Here is a 16,692-nt window from a genome sequence, read left to right as displayed (position 1 = left end):
GCGCTCAGAGTAGTAGACGGTGCGCACTGCCGCAGCCCAATTCTACCCGTCGACCCGCTTACGGGCGGCGTAACGCGAACAGGGTACCGCGCCGGCGGTTCGGCGTCGGTCAGCGCTCGATGCGCAAAGAGGAGGACTCAAAGTCCGATTGCAGCGTCATGCTAGCCTGATTGGCGGTTTGCATTAGCTCGCGCAGCGCCATGGTATCCGGTAAATGTGCGTCTTTCAGCCAACCGGCATTGCCTCGCAGGGTAAATTGAATTCTGGGCGCATCCAATTGGCCGCTGACTTCCCCGTTGGCATGTAAACTGATTTCATCGAAGGTGCACACCGCTGTCACCGTTTGGCAGTGGACGATCCGAATCCGGTTATCCAGCGCCGATTGCTCGAGGGCGTTGACCTGATACAGCTGATCTTCAATCACAATGGCCACTTGCTGAAATGGGTAGTGCTCTTGTTGCCAGACTCCCAGCTCGCCTCCTGATTCAAAACTGCTGGCATTGGGGTCGAAGAAAATGGTGGCGTTGAAAGTGGCTCCGCGCGGATGGTTGAGGAACGGGGTGGCTAAGGTGCCTTTAAAGTCGAGGCTGGCGGCGCCTGCCGGGAGCAGCGCACTCAGACAGTAAAGAACCAGAGCAGAAAAATAACGGCATCTGGTCATTGGCATGCGGTTCACTCTCACAGTCAGTAGGGACACAGTGAACGCGGAATAGGAATGACGGCCCAACGCATACTGCGCGTTGGCTTGGTTGTCACTCTTCTTCGGCGTCACAGAGGGTTATCGTTGTGATTTTTCTATTGATTGTAACAAAGGGCTGCTCTGCAGACCGAACAAACAGCCTGTAACGTTACCTCGCTCTCAAATTGAAAATGTTAATGAATTGTTTTCAGGCTGCGCGATGCGTTTCATCATCTTTTCTCGCACCGCTTTCTCGTATGGCTTGGGATGTCGCGGCCACGGGATAACCGTTGCACAGCAGCTTACAAATCAGTCACACTAGAGAAAAATCGGTGCGCTTAACGTGGGAAGCTGAGTGGCTTAGTTGCGCCGTTCGCCGCGTTAGCAGTCAGGCAACAAGGAGGATGGCATGGGACAAATAGATCGGGTAGTCAAAGCCACCCGGCGTCTGGAGCGCTTGCTGCGCCAGCATTTTCATGCCGAAGGACGCGGATTACATGAGTTGATCACCTCATGCGACGATCGCTTACCGGAAGCGGCGGCGCGTAAATTGCGTTTTATCGCCACGGTGCGTAATCGCTTGATGCATGAAGATGGCTATCGCTTGGAGGATGAGCGCGATTTTTTCGGCGCGTGTCGCGAATGTGAGCAGTTACTTACTCCGCGCGCGCCACGGTTGATGTGGCTGCTGGCAGCCATTTTGGTGCTCGGCGTCACCTTGCTGTTTTTGCTGTTAGGCTGGTTTTGGCCGGTGTAACCGTCCGGCGTACAGCCAGTACCGGACGGTATTGCGTGCATCGGTTGCAGCGATGACTGCGGTCGTGCTTAGGTGCTTTAGGCGCTTAGCAGCAGACGCAGCATGCGGCGTAGCGGCTCGGCCGCGCCCCACAGCAGCTGGTCACCCACGGTGAAGGCCGACAGATAATCAGGCCCCATATTCAGCTTACGCAGACGGCCTACCGGTACTGACAGAGTGCCGGTCACGCAGGCTGGCGTTAGCTCTTGCATGGTGATTTCACGCTGGTTCGGGATCACTTTGACCCAATCATTGTGGGTCGCCAACAGCTGTTCGATGCTGGTTAAGCTGACATCACGCTTGAGCTTCAAGGTGAAGGCTTGGCTGTGGCAGCGCAGCGCGCCAACACGTACACACAGGCCATCGACCGGAATCGGTTGGCCGTCGATGCCCAAAATCTTGTTGGTTTCCGCCTGACCTTTCCACTCTTCACGGCTCTGGCCGTTATCCAGTTGTTTGTCGATCCACGGGATCAAACTGCCGGCCAGCGGCACGCCAAAGTTATCCACCGGCAGACTGCCATCACGGGTTTTGGCGGTAACTTTGCGTTCGATATCCAAAATGGCGGAGGCCGGATCGGCCAGTTCGCTGGCCACGGTCTGTTGCAGCATGCCCATTTGGGTCAGCAGCTCACGCATGTGGCGTGCACCACCGCCAGAGGCGGCTTGATAGGTGGCCACCGACACCCACTCCACCAGATCTTCAGCAAACAGGCCACCGAGCGCCATCAGCATCAAACTCACGGTACAGTTACCGCCGACAAAGGTCTTGATGCCTTGCTCCAGACCGCGCTGGATCACTTGCTGGTTGACTGGGTCGAGAATGATGATGGCTTCGTCTTGCATGCGCAGGCTAGAGGCCGCATCAATCCAGTACCCCTGCCAGCCGCTGGCGCGTAATTTCGGGTAGATCTCGTTGGTGTAATCACCGCCTTGGCAGGTGATAATAATGTCCAGCGCCCGCAGGGCATCCAGATCATAGGCATCTTGCAGCACGCCCGTTTTCCCGCCGACCATCGGCGCCGCTTGACCGGCTTGCGAGGTGGTGAAAAACACCGGGTTAATCAGAGCGAAATCCTGTTCTTCCTGCATGCGCTGCATCAGCACGGAGCCGACCATGCCACGCCATCCAACGAGTCCTACATTTTTCATCACGCGATCATCCTAAGCTGAGTGAGTGAAAGTCCGAAAATGTGCCGGCCGTATTGCCGGAGCACCTCTTTCACCTTACCGATTGCATAAGCCGGTGCAACCCCTGAAGGCGGCTTTTTACCGCTTTCAATTAATAACACAAAGAAAGTGGGATTTATCCGCTATTTATTGCTGGGAAAATGTGCATTTAAGCCATAAATGACCGGTTAAAGCCATGCGCGCTGCCCCTTGCATATGGAGCTTTACCACGGCCACTGGGTATACTTGCCGTTTGACTACACGGCCAACAGGCAGGAAAAGGCACGATGGAAATGATGTCAGCAGCGGTGCTGTTGTTTCTGATTATGGATCCTTTGGGAAATTTACCGGTATTTATGTCGGTATTGCGGCATTTGGAGCCAAAACGTAGACGTTTTGTCTTGTTGCGCGAGCTGCTGATTGCGTTGCTGGTGATGATGCTGTTCTTGTTTGCTGGCGATCACCTGCTGTCATTCCTGAATGTCCGCGAAGAAACCGTGTCGATTTCCGGCGGTATTATTCTGTTCTTGATTGCGATCCGTATGATTTTCCCTAAGCCCGGTGGCGTGACCGGATTAAAGCCGGGTGAAGAGCCGTTTTTGGTGCCGTTGGCGATCCCGCTGGTGGCTGGTCCGTCAGTGTTGGCGGCTTTGCTGCTGCTGGCAAAGCAGCATCCGGGGGAAAACATGACCTTGGTGCTGGCGCTGTTGCTTTCGTGGGGCTTGAGCGTGCTGATTTTGCTGTCGTCAGAAGTGCTGAATCGCTGGCTGGGAACCAAAGGCTTGGATGCGATGGAGCGTCTGATGGGGCTGATCTTGGTGATGATCTCCACCCAAATGTTCCTCGACGGCATTGCGCGCTATTTCCACTTGCCGCTGCCGGGTGTGAACCGCTAAGGCCGCGCTGACAAGGTACGTTATCCGGCTCTAAGTGATTCGAGATAGAGTCGATTGCAGGATGACGCCCTACGGCGTCATCCATCCCAGCCATTCTCACTGATGCTTAGCTTTGGCTCTGCGCTTGTTTGCTAAACTGTCTTACTATGGTGCTCGGCTATTGTTGCTGGCGCGGTAGCGTTGCGTCAGAAGGCGCTGCGCTTGGTCTAGCATCTTGCTCCAAACGGCGACGCAGTGGGATCAGCTCCAGTACCCCAAACAGCATCACGCGCAGACTGCCCGCACGTCCCAGCGGACGGCTTTTCCCCAGCAGGGTGCGCGCCAACAGCAATTGCAGCGTATGCATCACCAAGGTCAGCCCCAGCAGCAGATACAGCAGAGCGCTCAGGGTTTTCGGTGACAGCGAGTGCACCAGATTAGTCAGCAGCAGCCCCCACACTACCAGCATCAAGGCGCGCCCGAGATTAAGCCACATCGTCAGCCTCCGCAGGTGCCTCTTCCGTGCCACGAATATACAAGCGATAGGCCACTTGGCCGGCAGTTTTCTCGCGGTGTAAGCGCCAGTTGTGCGGCACGGGCAGGTCGCCGGCCTCTAATTCGGCCTCGACATAGATATAAGCCCCTGCGCTGAGCCAATTATTTTGCTCTAACAGGCGACAGCAATCGTGCAGCATGCCACGGCGAAAAGGCGGATCGATAAACACTACATCAAACGGCTGCCCCGGTTGAGCCAGATACTGCAGACTGTCGGTCTGAATCACCTTGGCTTGCTCGGATTTCAATAATTGCACGTTTTTTCGCAGCTGTTCGGCTACATTGCGCTCATATTCCAGCATAATGACTTCACTGGCATAGCGGGACAGCGCTTCTAACCCCAGCGCTCCGCTACCGGTAAAGCAATCGAGGCAGCGCGCCCCATGCAGCACCGGCGCCAGCCAGTTAAAGACGGTTTCCCGTACCCTGTCGGTGGTTGGGCGCAGGCCCGGACTGTCTGGGACGGGCAGTTTGCGTCCACGCCACTGTCCGCTGATAATCCGGATTTGACCGGTAGGATTTTTTGCTGTTGTCGGAGATCGTCTAGCCATACAATTTTTTGACCGCCAGGAAAGTGGTAAACTACGGGGTTCATTCAAGATTACATTCTAATTGCGCAGGGTCGTATTGCGAAATGACTAAAGAAAAGAAACGTGGATTTTGGTCGTGGCTGGGATTGGGCCGTAATAAAGAGCAGGAGTCTGTCGACGAACAGGCCACTGCGGATACGTCTGCTTCCCCAACCGAGGCCGTGACCTCGCCAGTCGAAGACCATCAAGCTCAGGCCCCTGCGCAGTCGTCGGCTGATTCGTCTGTGGCCGCTGCGGTGGTTGCAGAAAGCGCGGCTAACGCGCCGGCGCCAGTTGACAGTCAGCCTGTGGTGGCTACGCCTGTTACTGAACAGCCTGAACAGCCTGAACAGCCTGAACAGCCTGAACAGCCTGAACAGCCTGAACAGCCTGAACAGCCTCATGTTGAGCCGGAAGCCGATACTACGCCAGCGCCGCTGGCGGCAGAGGTGAGTGAACCGGTTGTCACTCACGCGCCAGAAATGGTTAGTGAGCCGGTTGCTGCTGTGATTGAGAGCGTTACTCTGCCTGCAGAGCCAGAGCCAGAGCCAGAGCCAGAGCCAGAGCCAGAGCCAGAGCCAGAGCCAGAGCCAGAGCCAGAGCCAGAGCCAGAGCCAGAGCCAGAGCCAGAGCCAGAGCCAGAGCCAGAGCCAGAGCCAGAGCCAGAGCCAGAGCCAGAGCCAGAGCCAGAGCCAGAGCCAGAGCCAGAGCCAGAGCCAGAGCCAGAGCCAGAGCCAGAAATTCCGCCGGTTGTGGCCGCGGTCGCGCCGGCACACACTGCAGAAGCAGAAGCAGAAGCAGAAGCAGAAGCAGAAGCAGAAGCAGAAGCAGAAGCAGAAGCAGAAGCAGAAGCAGAAGCAGAAGCAGAAGCAGAAGCAGAAGCAGAAGCAGACGAGCAGCCGCAAGAGCAAGAAAAGCCAACCAAAGAGGGCTTCTTTGCGCGCTTGAAGCGTAGCCTGCTGAAAACCAAACAGAATATCGGTACCGGCTTCTTTGGCCTGTTCCGTGGCAAGAAAATTGATGATGACCTGTTTGAAGAGCTGGAAGAGCAACTGCTGATTGCCGATGTTGGGGTGAGCACCACTTCGAAAATTATCGGTAATCTGACCCAGCATGCCAGTCGCAAACAGCTGCGTGACGCCGAAGCTCTGTACGGGCTGCTGAAAGAAGAGATGTCCGACATCCTGACGCCGGTCGAAGCGCCGTTGCAGGTGGAAGGCCATACGCCGTACGTGATCCTGATGGTGGGCGTGAACGGTGTGGGTAAAACCACCACCATCGGTAAGTTGGCGCGTCAGTTCCAGTCGGAAGGCAAATCGGTGATGTTGGCGGCGGGGGATACCTTCCGTGCCGCGGCAGTTGAGCAGCTGCAAGTGTGGGGCCAGCGTAACAAGATCCCGGTGATTGCCCAGCATACCGGTGCTGATTCTGCTTCGGTTATCTATGACGCTATTCAGGCGGCCAAAGCGCGCGGCGTGGATGTGCTGATCGCTGATACTGCCGGCCGTTTGCAGAATAAGAGTCACCTGATGGAAGAGCTGAAGAAGATCGTCCGGGTGATGAAGAAGATTGATGAGAATGCGCCGCATGAAATCATGCTGACGCTGGATGCCGGTACCGGTCAGAACGCGATTAGCCAAGCCAAGTTGTTCCAAGAAGCGGTTGGCTTAACCGGTATCACCCTGACCAAACTGGATGGCACCGCCAAAGGCGGCGTGATCTTTGCGATTGCCGATCAGTTTGGCATCCCAATCCGTTATATCGGGGTGGGTGAAGGCATCGAAGATTTGCGTCCGTTCCATGCCAAAGACTTTATCGAGGCACTGTTTGCCCGGGAGGAGTAAAGGATGATCCGTTTCCAGCAGGTCAGTAAAGCCTATCTTGGCGGCCGTCAGGCATTGCAGGGGGTCTCGTTCCACCTGCAACCCGGCGAGATGGCATTTTTAACCGGACATTCCGGGGCGGGGAAAAGTACCCTGCTCAAGCTGATCTGCGGGATCGAACGGCCAAGCGACGGCCAGATCTGGTTTGACGGCCATGAAATTTCGCACCTCAAACACCGTGAGGTGCCGTTCTTGCGCCGTCATATCGGCATGATCTTCCAAGATCACCGTCTGCTGATGGATCGTACCATCTACGAAAACGTCGCTTTACCGCTGGTGATCACCGGCAACAGTGCCGATGAGATTAAGCGTCGCGTGTCTGCGGCGCTGGATAAAGTCGGGCTGCTGGATAAAGCGCGCTGCCTGCCGATCCAGCTTTCGGGCGGTGAGCAGCAGCGGGTGGGGATTGCCCGCGCCGTGGTGAACAAGCCGGCGCTGCTGCTGGCCGACGAACCGACTGGTAATTTGGACGACGCCTTGTCGGCCAGCATTTTGCGGCTGTTTGAAGAGTTCAATCGGGTCGGCGTGACGGTGTTGATGGCTACTCACGATACCCAGCTGATTGCCAGCAAGCCGTATCGCCTGCTGACCTTGGAACAGGGACGACTGAAGGAGACACCTCGTGGCTAAAGCAGCACTGAAGAAAAGCTCAGATCCGCGTCCAACTCGCAGCCGTGGCAGTTTGCGCGAACAGTGGCGACATGCCTGGCACAACTGTCTGCAAGATTTACTGCTGCAGCCGGTGGCGACGTTTCTGACGGTTCTGGTGATCGCCATTGCGCTGACCTTGCCCGGAGTGTGTTACCTGGGCTGGAAAAATGCCTCGTTAGCCGCTGACCAGTGGTATCCGGAGCCGGAAATTACCGTGTACCTGCAAAAGACGCTGACCGACCCACAAGCGCAAGCGGTGGCCGATCAGCTGCGTCAATTGCCGGGTGCCAGCAAGCTGACCTATTTATCACGCGCCGATAGCCTCAATGAGTTTCGTCAGTGGTCTGGTTTTAGTGACGCACTGGATATGCTCAATGACAACCCGCTACCGGCCGTCGCCATCATTCGGCCACAAGGCGAGTTTGCCAGCGAGCCGGGCTTGAGCACCTTGCGCGATAAGCTGGCGGCGCAACAAGGGGTCAGTGAAGCCAAATTGGATAACACCTGGCTGGATCGCTTGACTGCTTTGACCGAGCTGGTGGCACAAGCGGCGCTGTGGATGGCCACGTTGATGCTGTGCGCGGTATTTTTAATCATCGGTAACAGTGTGCGTCTGAATATTTTCAATCGCCGCGACAGTATTGAAGTGATGAAGCTGATTGGGGCGACTGATGGCTTTATTCTGCGTCCGTTTTTATACGGTGGCGCACTACTCGGGTTGGCCGGTGGGCTGCTGGCGTGGCTGCTGGACAGCATTATCATCTGGCGCTTGCAGTTGCAGGTCGACAAAGTGATGCAGGTGTTTGGCACCAGCTTTACCCTGCGCGGGCCGGGGCTGGAAGAGGTGCTGTTGCTGCTGATTGTCTCGGGCATGATTGGCTGGTGCGCCGCATGGTTAGCGACCGTGCGCCATTTACGCGAGTTTGCGCCTAAGTAAAAAAACTGTTTCGCCTTTGGGAACTCGTAAGCGATTGCGCAGTCCAATAAAAGGTCTGTTTTGCGGCCAGCATCACGCTGGCAGCGCAACAAAAGCGTATCGGTGACAGATACACTTGGTTAAGATTCACCCTTTGCCCTCTGGGTAAAGTGCGCTACATTACTGACGGTCGATAGCCACAGCATGTCTGTCCTATCGGCCGCGTTTTTAGGCAGTCTGATTGCCGTAGGTTTAGGTTCATATCCGACTGTTTGAGGACTTTGCCCTTAGCGGCAGTCCGCCTAGCAATACCTGTAATACCGATCTCAACGAGAGGACTTAATGACACAAGATATGCAATCCATGACCCTGGTTCCGCAAGGCAGTCTGGAAAGTTACATCCGGAACGCCAACGCTTTTCCAATGCTGAGTGCAGAGGAAGAGAAGGAGCTGGCCGAGCGGCTGCATTATCATGGTGATATTCAGGCCGCGAAAAAGTTGATCCTGTCGCACCTGCGCTTCGTTATTCACGTAGCCCGCAATTATGCCGGTTACGGTCTGCCGCAGGCGGATTTGATTCAGGAAGGCAACATCGGCCTGATGAAAGCCGTGCGCCGCTTTAACCCTGAGGTCGGGGTTCGGTTGGTCTCCTTTGCTGTGCACTGGATCAAAGCTGAAATTCACGAATATGTGCTGCGTAACTGGCGCATCGTGAAAGTCGCCACCACCAAAGCACAGCGTAAGCTGTTCTTTAACCTGCGTAAAACTAAGCAACGCCTCGGCTGGTTCAATTTTGATGAAGTCGACATGGTGGCCCGTGAACTTGGGGTTACGGCGGAAGATGTGCGTGAAATGGAATCGCGCATGGCGGCGCAGGATATGGCGTTCGATTTAGGGCCGGAAGATGAAAGCCGCGAGACACCGCAGGCACCGGTACTCTATTTGGAAGATAAATCGTCAGATTTTGCCAACGGGATCGAAGAAGATAACTGGGAATCTCACGCCGCCGACAAACTGGCCGATGCGATGAGTCTGCTGGATGAGCGTAGCCAGCACATTATTCGAGCACGTTGGTTAGATGAACCGAAAGCGACCTTGCAGGAGCTGGCGGATCACTATCAAGTGTCTGCCGAGCGCGTGCGCCAACTGGAAAAAAACGCCCTGAAAAAACTCAAAGGGGCGATCGAAGTTTAATATCCCGCGTTTAATATCGTGCGTAGAGTCACTGCGCGACCTGAATAGAAAAAGCCGGCAGATTGCCGGCTTTTTGCTGTCGGTTGGACGGGCTCAGTTAATCGCGAGCACGCTGTTTTATCGCGCCAATCCCATCATCACGATGGCTAGTTAAGCCGTCATCGGACACCAGCTGTTGGCATCACGGGCTTGCCATCCGCAGGCATGCAAAAACGCCGTCAGCTCGGTAGGGGCTTCGGCGGTACGCACATCCATTTCCCACACGCTGATTTCCGGCACTAACAGCGGCGTTTGCTCCAGCAGATAGCGCCCCACGCCACGGCGGCGGGTGACTGGGCGCACCTGTAATTGCTGGATCTGACCGCGATGACCATCGCGGGTGACCCACAATCCGGCCAGTAGATGATCGTTAAAACGCGCCACCAGCAAAATCTCGGCATTGGCCAAGCGCTGCTGCAGCTGGGTGGCACTTTGTTGTGGCCAAATTTTCAGTAAATCGGCCATCTCTGCGGCGCTCGGCTGCGCCAGCCGTTCAATTGTCAGTTTCATCTCTTACATCCTGTCAGTGACTGAGCCGTTGCCTACTGGGCAGTTATCGTGCGCCAGTGTACTCCAGAGCGGCTGGGGGATCAGCTGTAAAAAATATGCCACACATTGTAAATAAAAGGTTACTTATTGCTGCGGCTTATGCCGCGTGCCACAAAAAGTCTGAAATATGTGACTGGCTCGCGTCAGCTGGCTATGCAATTCGGTTCCCCGCGTGATCAGGGAAAAAATAAACCTCGGTTGTCGACACTTTTTCTGTGCCGATAAATGTCCTGATTGGTTGGATTTTCCTGAAATGAAACGAGTGTTTGTTTTTTGAGCGTGGAGAAAACATCTGGATTTTTGCTTGCGCTACAGACAAAACGAAATCTTATGCTGCAGGTTCTGGGGTTGAGTGGCGAATAAATGCGCTTGTATCGCAACTCACAGTGATGTTAAAAGGTTGTGTGTCGGGCTGTGATTTTACGTATGCCGTGCGTTATCGGCCTGTCATCGCAGAAGAACAGGAAGTCCTTAGAATAATTACAGGCAGGAATCATCATGGTAATCAATAAATGGAATAAAACCGCTGGGTTTATCGCGCTCAGCAGTGCCCTGGCCCTGTACTCAGCTGCCAGCATGGCCGGAGAAGTCAAAATCGGGATTGCCGGTCCGATTTCCGGTCCAGTAGCCCAGTACGGTGATATGCAATTTACCGGAGGCCGGATCGCCGCCGAATTGCTCAATCAGACCGGTGGGATCAACGGCGACAAGATTGTCGCGGTGGAATATGACGATGCCTGTGATCCTAAGCAAGCGGTCGCGGTAGCCAACAAAGTGGTGAATGACGGCGTGAAGTTTGTCATCGGACACCTGTGCTCGGCCTCGACCCAACCGGCGTCTGATGTGTATCAGGATGAAGGAGTACTGATGGTCACGCCGGCCTCTACCAGCCCGGAGATCACGGCGCAAGGCTATGATCTGGTGCTGCGCACCATTGGTCTGGATTCTGACCAAGGTCCAACCGCTGCCAAATACATCATCAACCAGGTTAAACCGCAGCGCGTGGCGGTGATCCACGACAAACAGCAGTATGGCGAAGGCATTGCCACCAGCGTGAAAAAAGGGCTGGAAGGCGCGGGGATCCCGGTTGTGGCCTTTGAAGGTGTGACCTCTGGCGACAAAGATTTCTCTGCCTTGCTGGCCAAACTCAAGCAGCAAAATGTCGATTTTGTTTACTACGGCGGTTACCACCCAGAGCTGGGGCTGTTACTGCGCCAAGCGCAAGCGGCAGGTCTGAAAGCGCGCTTTATGGGTCCAGAAGGGGTGGGTAACAAGGAGATCTCCAGCATTGCCGGCCCGGCTTCCGAAGGGTTGCTGGTAACGTTGCCGAAGAAATACGACCAAGACCCAGCGAACCAGCCGATTGTTGACGCGCTGAAGGCCAAGAAGTGGGACAGCACCGGCCCGTTCGTGTGGACGACCTATGCTGCGATGCAAGCGATCAGTGAAGGCATCAAACGTGCCGGTAGCACAGAGCCTGAAGCGGTGGCTAAAGCGCTGCGCAGTGCGCCAGTGAATACCGTGATGGGCCCGCTGACGTGGGATGAAAAAGGCGACCTGAAAGGCTTCGAGTTCGGGGTGTTTGAGTGGCACGCAGACGGCACCTCTAGTGCGAAATAAAGGGTGATATCCGTTGGCAGTCACCCGTGCGGGTGACTGCCCGTGTCAGCGGCCCGTATAGGCGGGCGGCGGCGAACAGGGAACAAGTTCCGCAAAACGACAATACCGATCGGTGTTTAGCATGGCGAGTGGCCATGTACTGAGCGGAAAGATAAGGAACGTCGTATGTCCGAGCAATTTTTCTATTTTGTACAACAGCTGCTGAACGGCCTGACCATCGGCAGTACCTATGCCTTGATCGCCATCGGGTACACCATGGTGTACGGCATCATCGGCATGATCAACTTTGCCCATGGTGAGGTGTACATGATTGGCAGCTATATCGCTTTTTTGGTGATTGGCTTGCTGATGATGTTAGGGATTGACTCCAGTGTGCTGCTGATTGGCGCCGCCTTCTTGGTGGCGATCGTGATCACCAGCGCCTACGGCTGGAGTATCGAGCGGGTCGCCTACCGACCGGTGCGCCATTCCAAACGTTTGATCGCGCTCATTTCGGCTATCGGGATGTCGATTTTCCTGCAAAACTATGTCCGTCTGGCGCAAGGCTCGCGTAGCCTGACTATCCCGCATCTGCTACCGGGCAATTGGGAGCTGGGTGGTAGCGGCCAGATGACCCTCAGTTACATGCAAGTGCTGATCTGGGTCGTCACCTTGGTCAGTATGTTAGCCCTCAGTCAGTTTATCCGTCACTCGCGCATGGGGCGAGCTTGCCGCGCCTGCGCGGAAGACATCAAGATGACCAACTTGCTCGGTATCGATACCAATCAGGTGATTGCGCTGACCTTTGTTATTGGCGCGGCGATGGCGGCGGTGGCCGGTGTGCTGCTGGGCACCTACTACGGGGTCGTCAACCCGTATGTCGGCTTTATGGCTGGGCTGAAAGCCTTTACCGCGGCGGTGTTGGGCGGCATTGGCAGTATTCCGGGCGCCATGCTGGGTGGTTTGCTGCTCGGCGTGGTGGAAGCGTTGACCGCCGGTTATATCAGCACCGAATACAAAGATGTGATGGCGTTTGCGTTACTGATCAGCGTGTTGCTGTTTATGCCGAGCGGCATTTTAGGGCGGCCTGAAGTGGAGAAGGTGTAATGAAACGGACGTTCATGCATGCACTGTTATCGGCCGGCATGTTAGTGGTGCTGACTTTTATGCTGATGGGCCTGCGCCTGACCAACGAAGGTGGGCAAGTGATCGTCAGTGGCGCGGAGCCGGCGCAAGTGCGCTGGATTTTTCTCGGTGCGGCGCTGGTTTTTGTGGTGCAGTTACTGCGCCCGTGGTTGAGCGGCTATTGGCAGCGAGCCAAGCAGCGCCTGCCGGTGGTGGAGTTACCGGCGCTGGATCTGAGCCGGCATCCGCAACGTTCACGCTTTTGGTTGCTGCTGGTGTTGGGGCTGGCGCTGCTGTTCCCATTTTTGGTGTCACGTAGCGCCGTGGATATCGCCACTTTAACCTTGATTTACGTGATGCTGGGCTTAGGCCTGAACGTGGTGGTGGGATTGGCGGGCTTACTCGATCTGGGGTATGTCGGTTTTTACGCGGTGGGCGCCTATAGCTACGCTTTGCTGAACAGCTATCTGGGTTTTAGCTTCTGGGAAGCCTTGCCGATTGCCGGTTTGCTGGCGGCACTGTTTGGTTTTTTGCTGGGATTTCCGGTGCTGCGGTTACGCGGTGATTATCTGGCGATTGTGACACTCGGCTTTGGCGAGATCATCCGGATTTTGCTGCTGAACTTAACGGAGATCACCGGCGGCCCGAATGGGATCGGCCAGATCCCGAAGCCTACTTTGTTCGGTTTGGAGTTTAACCGCACGGTAAAAGATGGCGGCTGGGAGACGTTCCATCAGTTTTTTGGCTTGCCTTACAGCGGTGACAGCAAAGTGATCTTCTTGTATCTGATGGCGCTGTTGCTGGTGTTGCTGACGTTGCTGGTGGTGTATCGCTTACTGCGTATGCCGTTGGGGCGGGCGTGGGAAGCGCTGCGCGAAGATGAGATTGCTTGCCGTTCTCTGGGGCTGAATCCCACCATTATCAAACTGACTGCCTTTACCATTGGTGCCACCTTTGCCGGTTTTGCGGGCAGTTTTTTTGCCGCGCGGCAAGGCTTTATCAGTCCGGAGTCCTTCACCTTTATCGAGTCGGCCATCATTTTGGCGATTGTGGTGTTAGGTGGCATGGGCTCCCAAGTGGGGGTGATTTTGGCTGCGGTGGTGATGACCGTATTGCCAGAGTTAGCGCGTCAGTTTGATGAGTACCGGATGCTGCTGTTTGGATTGATGATGGTGCTGATGATGGTGTGGCGACCACAAGGCTTATTGCCGATGCAGCGTCCGCATCTGTCACTGCCCGATTCTCCCGAAGAGCCGCAGGCGGCGTCGCGCGCAGTAGGAGAGCAAGCATGAGTGCATTATTACAAGTCACGGATTTGAGCATGCGCTTTGGTGGCCTGCTGGCGGTGAACGGCGTGGCCTTGGAGCTGCATCCCGGTGAGATTATCTCGGTCATCGGCCCAAACGGGGCCGGTAAGACCACCATCTTTAACTGTTTGACCGGTTTTTATCGCCCCTCTGGTGGGCAGATTTTACTGCAAGGAACGCCGATTCAACATTTGCCGGGGCATCAAATTGCCCGCTTGGGCGTGGTGCGCACTTTCCAGCACGTGCGGCTGTTTAAAGAGATGACGGCGGTGGAAAACCTGTTGGTGGCGCAGCATCGTCATCTGCATACCGGTTTATTCGGCGGCCTGTTTAAAACCCGTGCCTTTCGCGCGGCGGAAGCGCAGGCGCTGGCCACGGCTGAATATTGGCTGCAAAAAATCGGCCTGACGGAGCATGCTAACCGCATGGCCGGTAATCTGGCTTATGGCCAGCAGCGTTTGCTGGAGATTGCCCGCTGTATGGTGACGCGGCCAAAAGTGTTGATGCTGGATGAGCCGGCGGCCGGTTTAAACCCGAAAGAGACCGAAGCGCTGGATGCCTTGATCCTCGATTTGCGCGCGAACCATGATGTGGCGATTTTGTTGATTGAGCACGACATGAAGTTGGTGATGGGGATCTCCGATCGCATCTATGTGGTCAATCAGGGCACCCCGCTGGCAAGCGGCACCCCTGCGCAGATCCGGCATCATCCAGATGTGATCCGCGCCTATCTGGGGGAAGCATGATGCGGCGAGGAGAGCAAAAACCGCGCCTCACGCAGTGCACATGGTTAAACTGTGAGCCAAGAAGTGCGCCGAGAAGAATGCTAAGAAGAACAAAAAGCCCCACAAGGAGGATGTATGCTGGAGCTGCGTAATGTCTGTGCCCATTATGGAAAGATCCAAGCCCTGCACGATATCAGTATGCACATCAATCAAGGCGAGATTGTGAGCCTGATTGGCGCCAATGGTGCGGGAAAAACCACGCTGTTGGGCGCAATTTGTGGCGAGCCTGCGGCCAGTGGTGGCCAAATTTTGCTGGAAGGCACCGATATCAGTGGCTGGCCGACCGCGCAAATCATGCGTTCGTCCTTGGCGATTGTGCCGGAAGGACGGCGGGTATTTGCGCGGCTTACGGTGGAAGAGAATTTGGCGATGGGCGGCTTTTATACGGCCAAAGAGGATTACCGGCGGATTTTGGCTCACGTATACGAGCTGTTCCCGCGTTTGTATGAGCGGCGCGAACAACGTGCGGGCACCATGTCCGGCGGTGAGCAGCAAATGTTGGCGATTGGGCGTGCGCTGATGGCTAAACCGCGGCTGTTATTGCTCGATGAGCCCTCGTTAGGTCTGGCACCGATTATCATCCAGCAGATTTTCAGCATTATCGAGCAGCTGCGCCGCGAAGGGATGACTATCTTCTTGGTAGAGCAAAATGCCAATCAGGCGCTCAAGTTATCCGATCGCGGTTATGTGCTGGAAAATGGGCATGTGGTACTCAGCGGCACTGGCGCGGAATTGCTGGCGAACCCGGCCGTGTGTGAAGCTTATCTGGGGGCGTGAGGCCATCGGCGCGAAGAGATATCTATCGGTTCAAAGAGATACAGCGTATTTAGAAAGAAAAAAGCCGTCGCATTGCGACGGCTTTGTTGTCTGTTTTTTATCTGCTTTTATGTCTCGGCGCCGTATCCCAGTTAAGGTAAATCACGCTGCGCCACATCGGTATCTGAACGGTGACGGTTGATGTGGGCGAAGGTGTATTCCTTGTAGCTTAAAAACAGCATCAAGGCACACGGTAAAATCAGGCACAAGAAACGGTCTTGGGCAAAGCCATAGGCGGCCACAGTAATCCCCAAAATGAAACTGACCACTGACCAGAACAGACTCCACAGCAAGGCTTGCTCTTCGCGTCGGCTTTGGCCGCAATAAGGCTCGCTGGTGGCAAAAAACTCGGTCAGACGGATGGTCAGCTGGATCAAATTCCCAGTCGCGGTCGCGGTACCAATGCGATGACGCAGCATCAAGCGCGAAATCGCACAGTGGATCCCCATGGCTGTCACCCCCAGCAAGCTGGTCAGCAAGAGCCAGAAATTATCGCTGTCCGGCTCGGCCTTGAGAGTGTGGCCGCAAATCATAAATAAAAACAGCAATACGGTTTCCGCCATATACCAGCGCGCTTTATAAAAAATACTGTGCTGATTTTGGCGGGTGAAACTGTAGGTCACCACCGCCATCGCCAGCATAAAGCAAACTACTGCGCTGACGGCCAGCCACAAGGTGGTTGCCAATGGGGCGCTGGCGACGATCAAGCTCTGGATAATACTGGATGTGAACAGACCGCTTAAGCCGATAAAACCGACGGTATCGATATAACCGGCAATCCACGACAACAGCACGGGCTCTAGCAGGAAGGGTTCCTTACGGGGGAATTCCATAGAAGCACCTCGATACTCCGTATGCAAGGGATGACATGACCGACAACGCGGTCGTCACCAATAATTGGGATTAACAAACCACTGTGGTACCCGCTCTACGTGAAGCTGCTTGAACTGTGCCGCCTGTGATTATACGAACAGTAGTTTTACACAGTAACTTTACGTAGCGAGGGTAATGCGTAGTGTTCAGGCTAGCGGGAGTGACCCAATAGCGCTGTGATTACATTAGCGTTTTTCACATGTACAAGGGTTAAAACTTGTAATCATTCTTGAGAGTCCACACAGTTCATCGGGTTGGTGCTAAGCCCGAATCCGGTACAATGCGGCGATAGCGGATAATCCTATTTGCTCC

General features: G+C 55.2%; 17 protein-coding genes. 11 read left to right on the top strand and 6 right to left on the bottom strand.

Going from position 1 to position 16,692, the window contains the following annotated elements; genetic code table 11:
- Positions 1 to 109: 109 nt before the first annotated feature.
- On the bottom strand, positions 110 to 667 hold the full coding sequence (locus tag LQ901_RS12850) for a hypothetical protein (protein WP_133240570.1): 558 nt from the start codon (positions 665 to 667) through the stop codon (positions 110 to 112).
- Positions 668 to 1,088: 421 nt separating this feature from the next.
- Between LQ901_RS12850 and LQ901_RS12845 the strand changes: the two genes are divergently transcribed.
- Positions 1,089 to 1,436, top strand: coding sequence for a hypothetical protein (locus LQ901_RS12845; RefSeq protein WP_233672310.1), 348 nt, complete (start codon positions 1,089 to 1,091; stop codon positions 1,434 to 1,436).
- 77 nt (positions 1,437 to 1,513) lie between these two features.
- Here the strand turns inward: LQ901_RS12845 and asd are convergent, their stop codons facing one another.
- Complete coding sequence (asd, locus tag LQ901_RS12840; RefSeq protein WP_115148950.1) at positions 1,514 to 2,626, bottom strand: aspartate-semialdehyde dehydrogenase; 1,113 nt, start codon at positions 2,624 to 2,626, stop codon at positions 1,514 to 1,516.
- Positions 2,627 to 2,931: 305 nt separating this feature from the next.
- Here asd and LQ901_RS12835 point away from each other — a divergent pair, with 305 nt between their 5' ends.
- Complete coding sequence (locus LQ901_RS12835; protein WP_010862836.1) at positions 2,932 to 3,540, top strand: YhgN family NAAT transporter; 609 nt, start codon at positions 2,932 to 2,934, stop codon at positions 3,538 to 3,540.
- A gap of 157 nt (positions 3,541 to 3,697) precedes the next feature.
- On the opposite strand, the gene LQ901_RS12830 is transcribed toward LQ901_RS12835, so the two are convergent.
- Together LQ901_RS12830 and rsmD are read right to left on the bottom strand one after the other, a co-directional pair.
- The gene (locus LQ901_RS12830) at positions 3,698 to 4,015 is read right to left on the bottom strand and encodes a DUF1145 domain-containing protein (RefSeq protein ID WP_233672309.1); all 318 of its coding nucleotides are present in this window, start codon (positions 4,013 to 4,015) and stop codon (positions 3,698 to 3,700) included.
- Positions 4,005 to 4,625 carry a 16S rRNA (guanine(966)-N(2))-methyltransferase gene (gene rsmD, locus LQ901_RS12825; protein WP_036768684.1) on the bottom strand — a complete coding sequence of 207 codons (621 nt, stop codon included), beginning with the start codon at positions 4,623 to 4,625 and terminating at the stop codon, positions 4,005 to 4,007. Before rsmD ends, LQ901_RS12830 begins: the two co-directional genes overlap by 11 nt.
- An 83-nt stretch (positions 4,626 to 4,708) precedes the next feature.
- Here rsmD and ftsY point away from each other — a divergent pair, with 83 nt between their 5' ends.
- From ftsY to rpoH, 4 genes are all read left to right on the top strand, one after another.
- Positions 4,709 to 6,487 carry a signal recognition particle-docking protein FtsY gene (gene ftsY / locus LQ901_RS12820; protein ID WP_233672308.1) on the top strand — a complete coding sequence of 593 codons (1,779 nt, stop codon included), beginning with the start codon at positions 4,709 to 4,711 and terminating at the stop codon, positions 6,485 to 6,487.
- Between the two features lie 3 nt (positions 6,488 to 6,490).
- Positions 6,491 to 7,156 (top strand): cell division ATP-binding protein FtsE, encoded by a 666-nt coding sequence (ftsE, locus tag LQ901_RS12815; protein WP_010862831.1) that lies wholly within the window; start codon positions 6,491 to 6,493, stop codon positions 7,154 to 7,156.
- On the top strand, positions 7,149 to 8,114 hold the full coding sequence (gene ftsX / locus LQ901_RS12810) for a permease-like cell division protein FtsX (RefSeq protein WP_225624445.1): 966 nt from the start codon (positions 7,149 to 7,151) through the stop codon (positions 8,112 to 8,114). The genes ftsE and ftsX overlap by 8 nt, the downstream gene beginning before the upstream one ends.
- 321 nt (positions 8,115 to 8,435) lie before the next feature.
- Positions 8,436 to 9,287, top strand: a complete 852-nt coding sequence (gene rpoH, locus LQ901_RS12805; RefSeq protein ID WP_039045956.1) for an RNA polymerase sigma factor RpoH — start codon at positions 8,436 to 8,438, stop codon at positions 9,285 to 9,287.
- Between the two features lie 150 nt (positions 9,288 to 9,437).
- On the opposite strand, the gene panM is transcribed toward rpoH, so the two are convergent.
- Positions 9,438 to 9,836 carry an aspartate 1-decarboxylase autocleavage activator PanM gene (gene panM, locus LQ901_RS12800; protein ID WP_039045957.1) on the bottom strand — a complete coding sequence of 133 codons (399 nt, stop codon included), beginning with the start codon at positions 9,834 to 9,836 and terminating at the stop codon, positions 9,438 to 9,440.
- Positions 9,837 to 10,373: 537 nt separating this feature from the next.
- Between panM and LQ901_RS12795 the strand changes: the two genes are divergently transcribed.
- The 5 genes from LQ901_RS12795 to LQ901_RS12775 all read left to right on the top strand — a co-directional run bounded on the left by LQ901_RS12795 (position 10,374) and on the right by LQ901_RS12775 (position 15,468).
- On the top strand, positions 10,374 to 11,495 hold the full coding sequence (locus LQ901_RS12795) for a branched-chain amino acid ABC transporter substrate-binding protein (protein WP_152135401.1): 1,122 nt from the start codon (positions 10,374 to 10,376) through the stop codon (positions 11,493 to 11,495).
- A 165-nt stretch (positions 11,496 to 11,660) separates the two neighbouring features.
- Positions 11,661 to 12,581, top strand: coding sequence for a high-affinity branched-chain amino acid ABC transporter permease LivH (gene livH / locus LQ901_RS12790; protein ID WP_039045958.1), 921 nt, complete (start codon positions 11,661 to 11,663; stop codon positions 12,579 to 12,581).
- Positions 12,581 to 13,891: a high-affinity branched-chain amino acid ABC transporter permease LivM gene (locus LQ901_RS12785; protein WP_047707147.1), complete on the top strand. Its 1,311-nt coding sequence runs from the start codon at positions 12,581 to 12,583 to the stop codon at positions 13,889 to 13,891. Before livH ends, LQ901_RS12785 begins: the two co-directional genes overlap by 1 nt.
- Positions 13,888 to 14,652, top strand: a complete 765-nt coding sequence (livG, locus tag LQ901_RS12780; RefSeq protein ID WP_064977093.1) for a high-affinity branched-chain amino acid ABC transporter ATP-binding protein LivG — start codon at positions 13,888 to 13,890, stop codon at positions 14,650 to 14,652. Before LQ901_RS12785 ends, livG begins: the two co-directional genes overlap by 4 nt.
- 114 nt (positions 14,653 to 14,766) lie before the next feature.
- Entirely contained in the window at positions 14,767 to 15,468 is a 702-nt protein-coding gene (locus tag LQ901_RS12775; protein ID WP_039045960.1) for an ATP-binding cassette domain-containing protein, read from the top strand.
- A 131-nt stretch (positions 15,469 to 15,599) separates the two neighbouring features.
- Here the strand turns inward: LQ901_RS12775 and LQ901_RS12770 are convergent, their stop codons facing one another.
- The gene (locus tag LQ901_RS12770; RefSeq protein ID WP_039045961.1) at positions 15,600 to 16,340 is read right to left on the bottom strand and encodes a YoaK family protein; all 741 of its coding nucleotides are present in this window, start codon (positions 16,338 to 16,340) and stop codon (positions 15,600 to 15,602) included.
- Positions 16,341 to 16,692 lie beyond the last annotated feature (352 nt).

The organism is Plesiomonas sp. PI-19 (genome assembly GCF_021368255.1).
Taxonomy (GTDB): domain Bacteria; phylum Pseudomonadota; class Gammaproteobacteria; order Enterobacterales; family CAMTGL01; genus Plesiomonas; species Plesiomonas shigelloides.
Note: the sequence above shows the minus strand (reverse complement) of the source record. Positions and strands in the feature narration are given on the sequence as shown.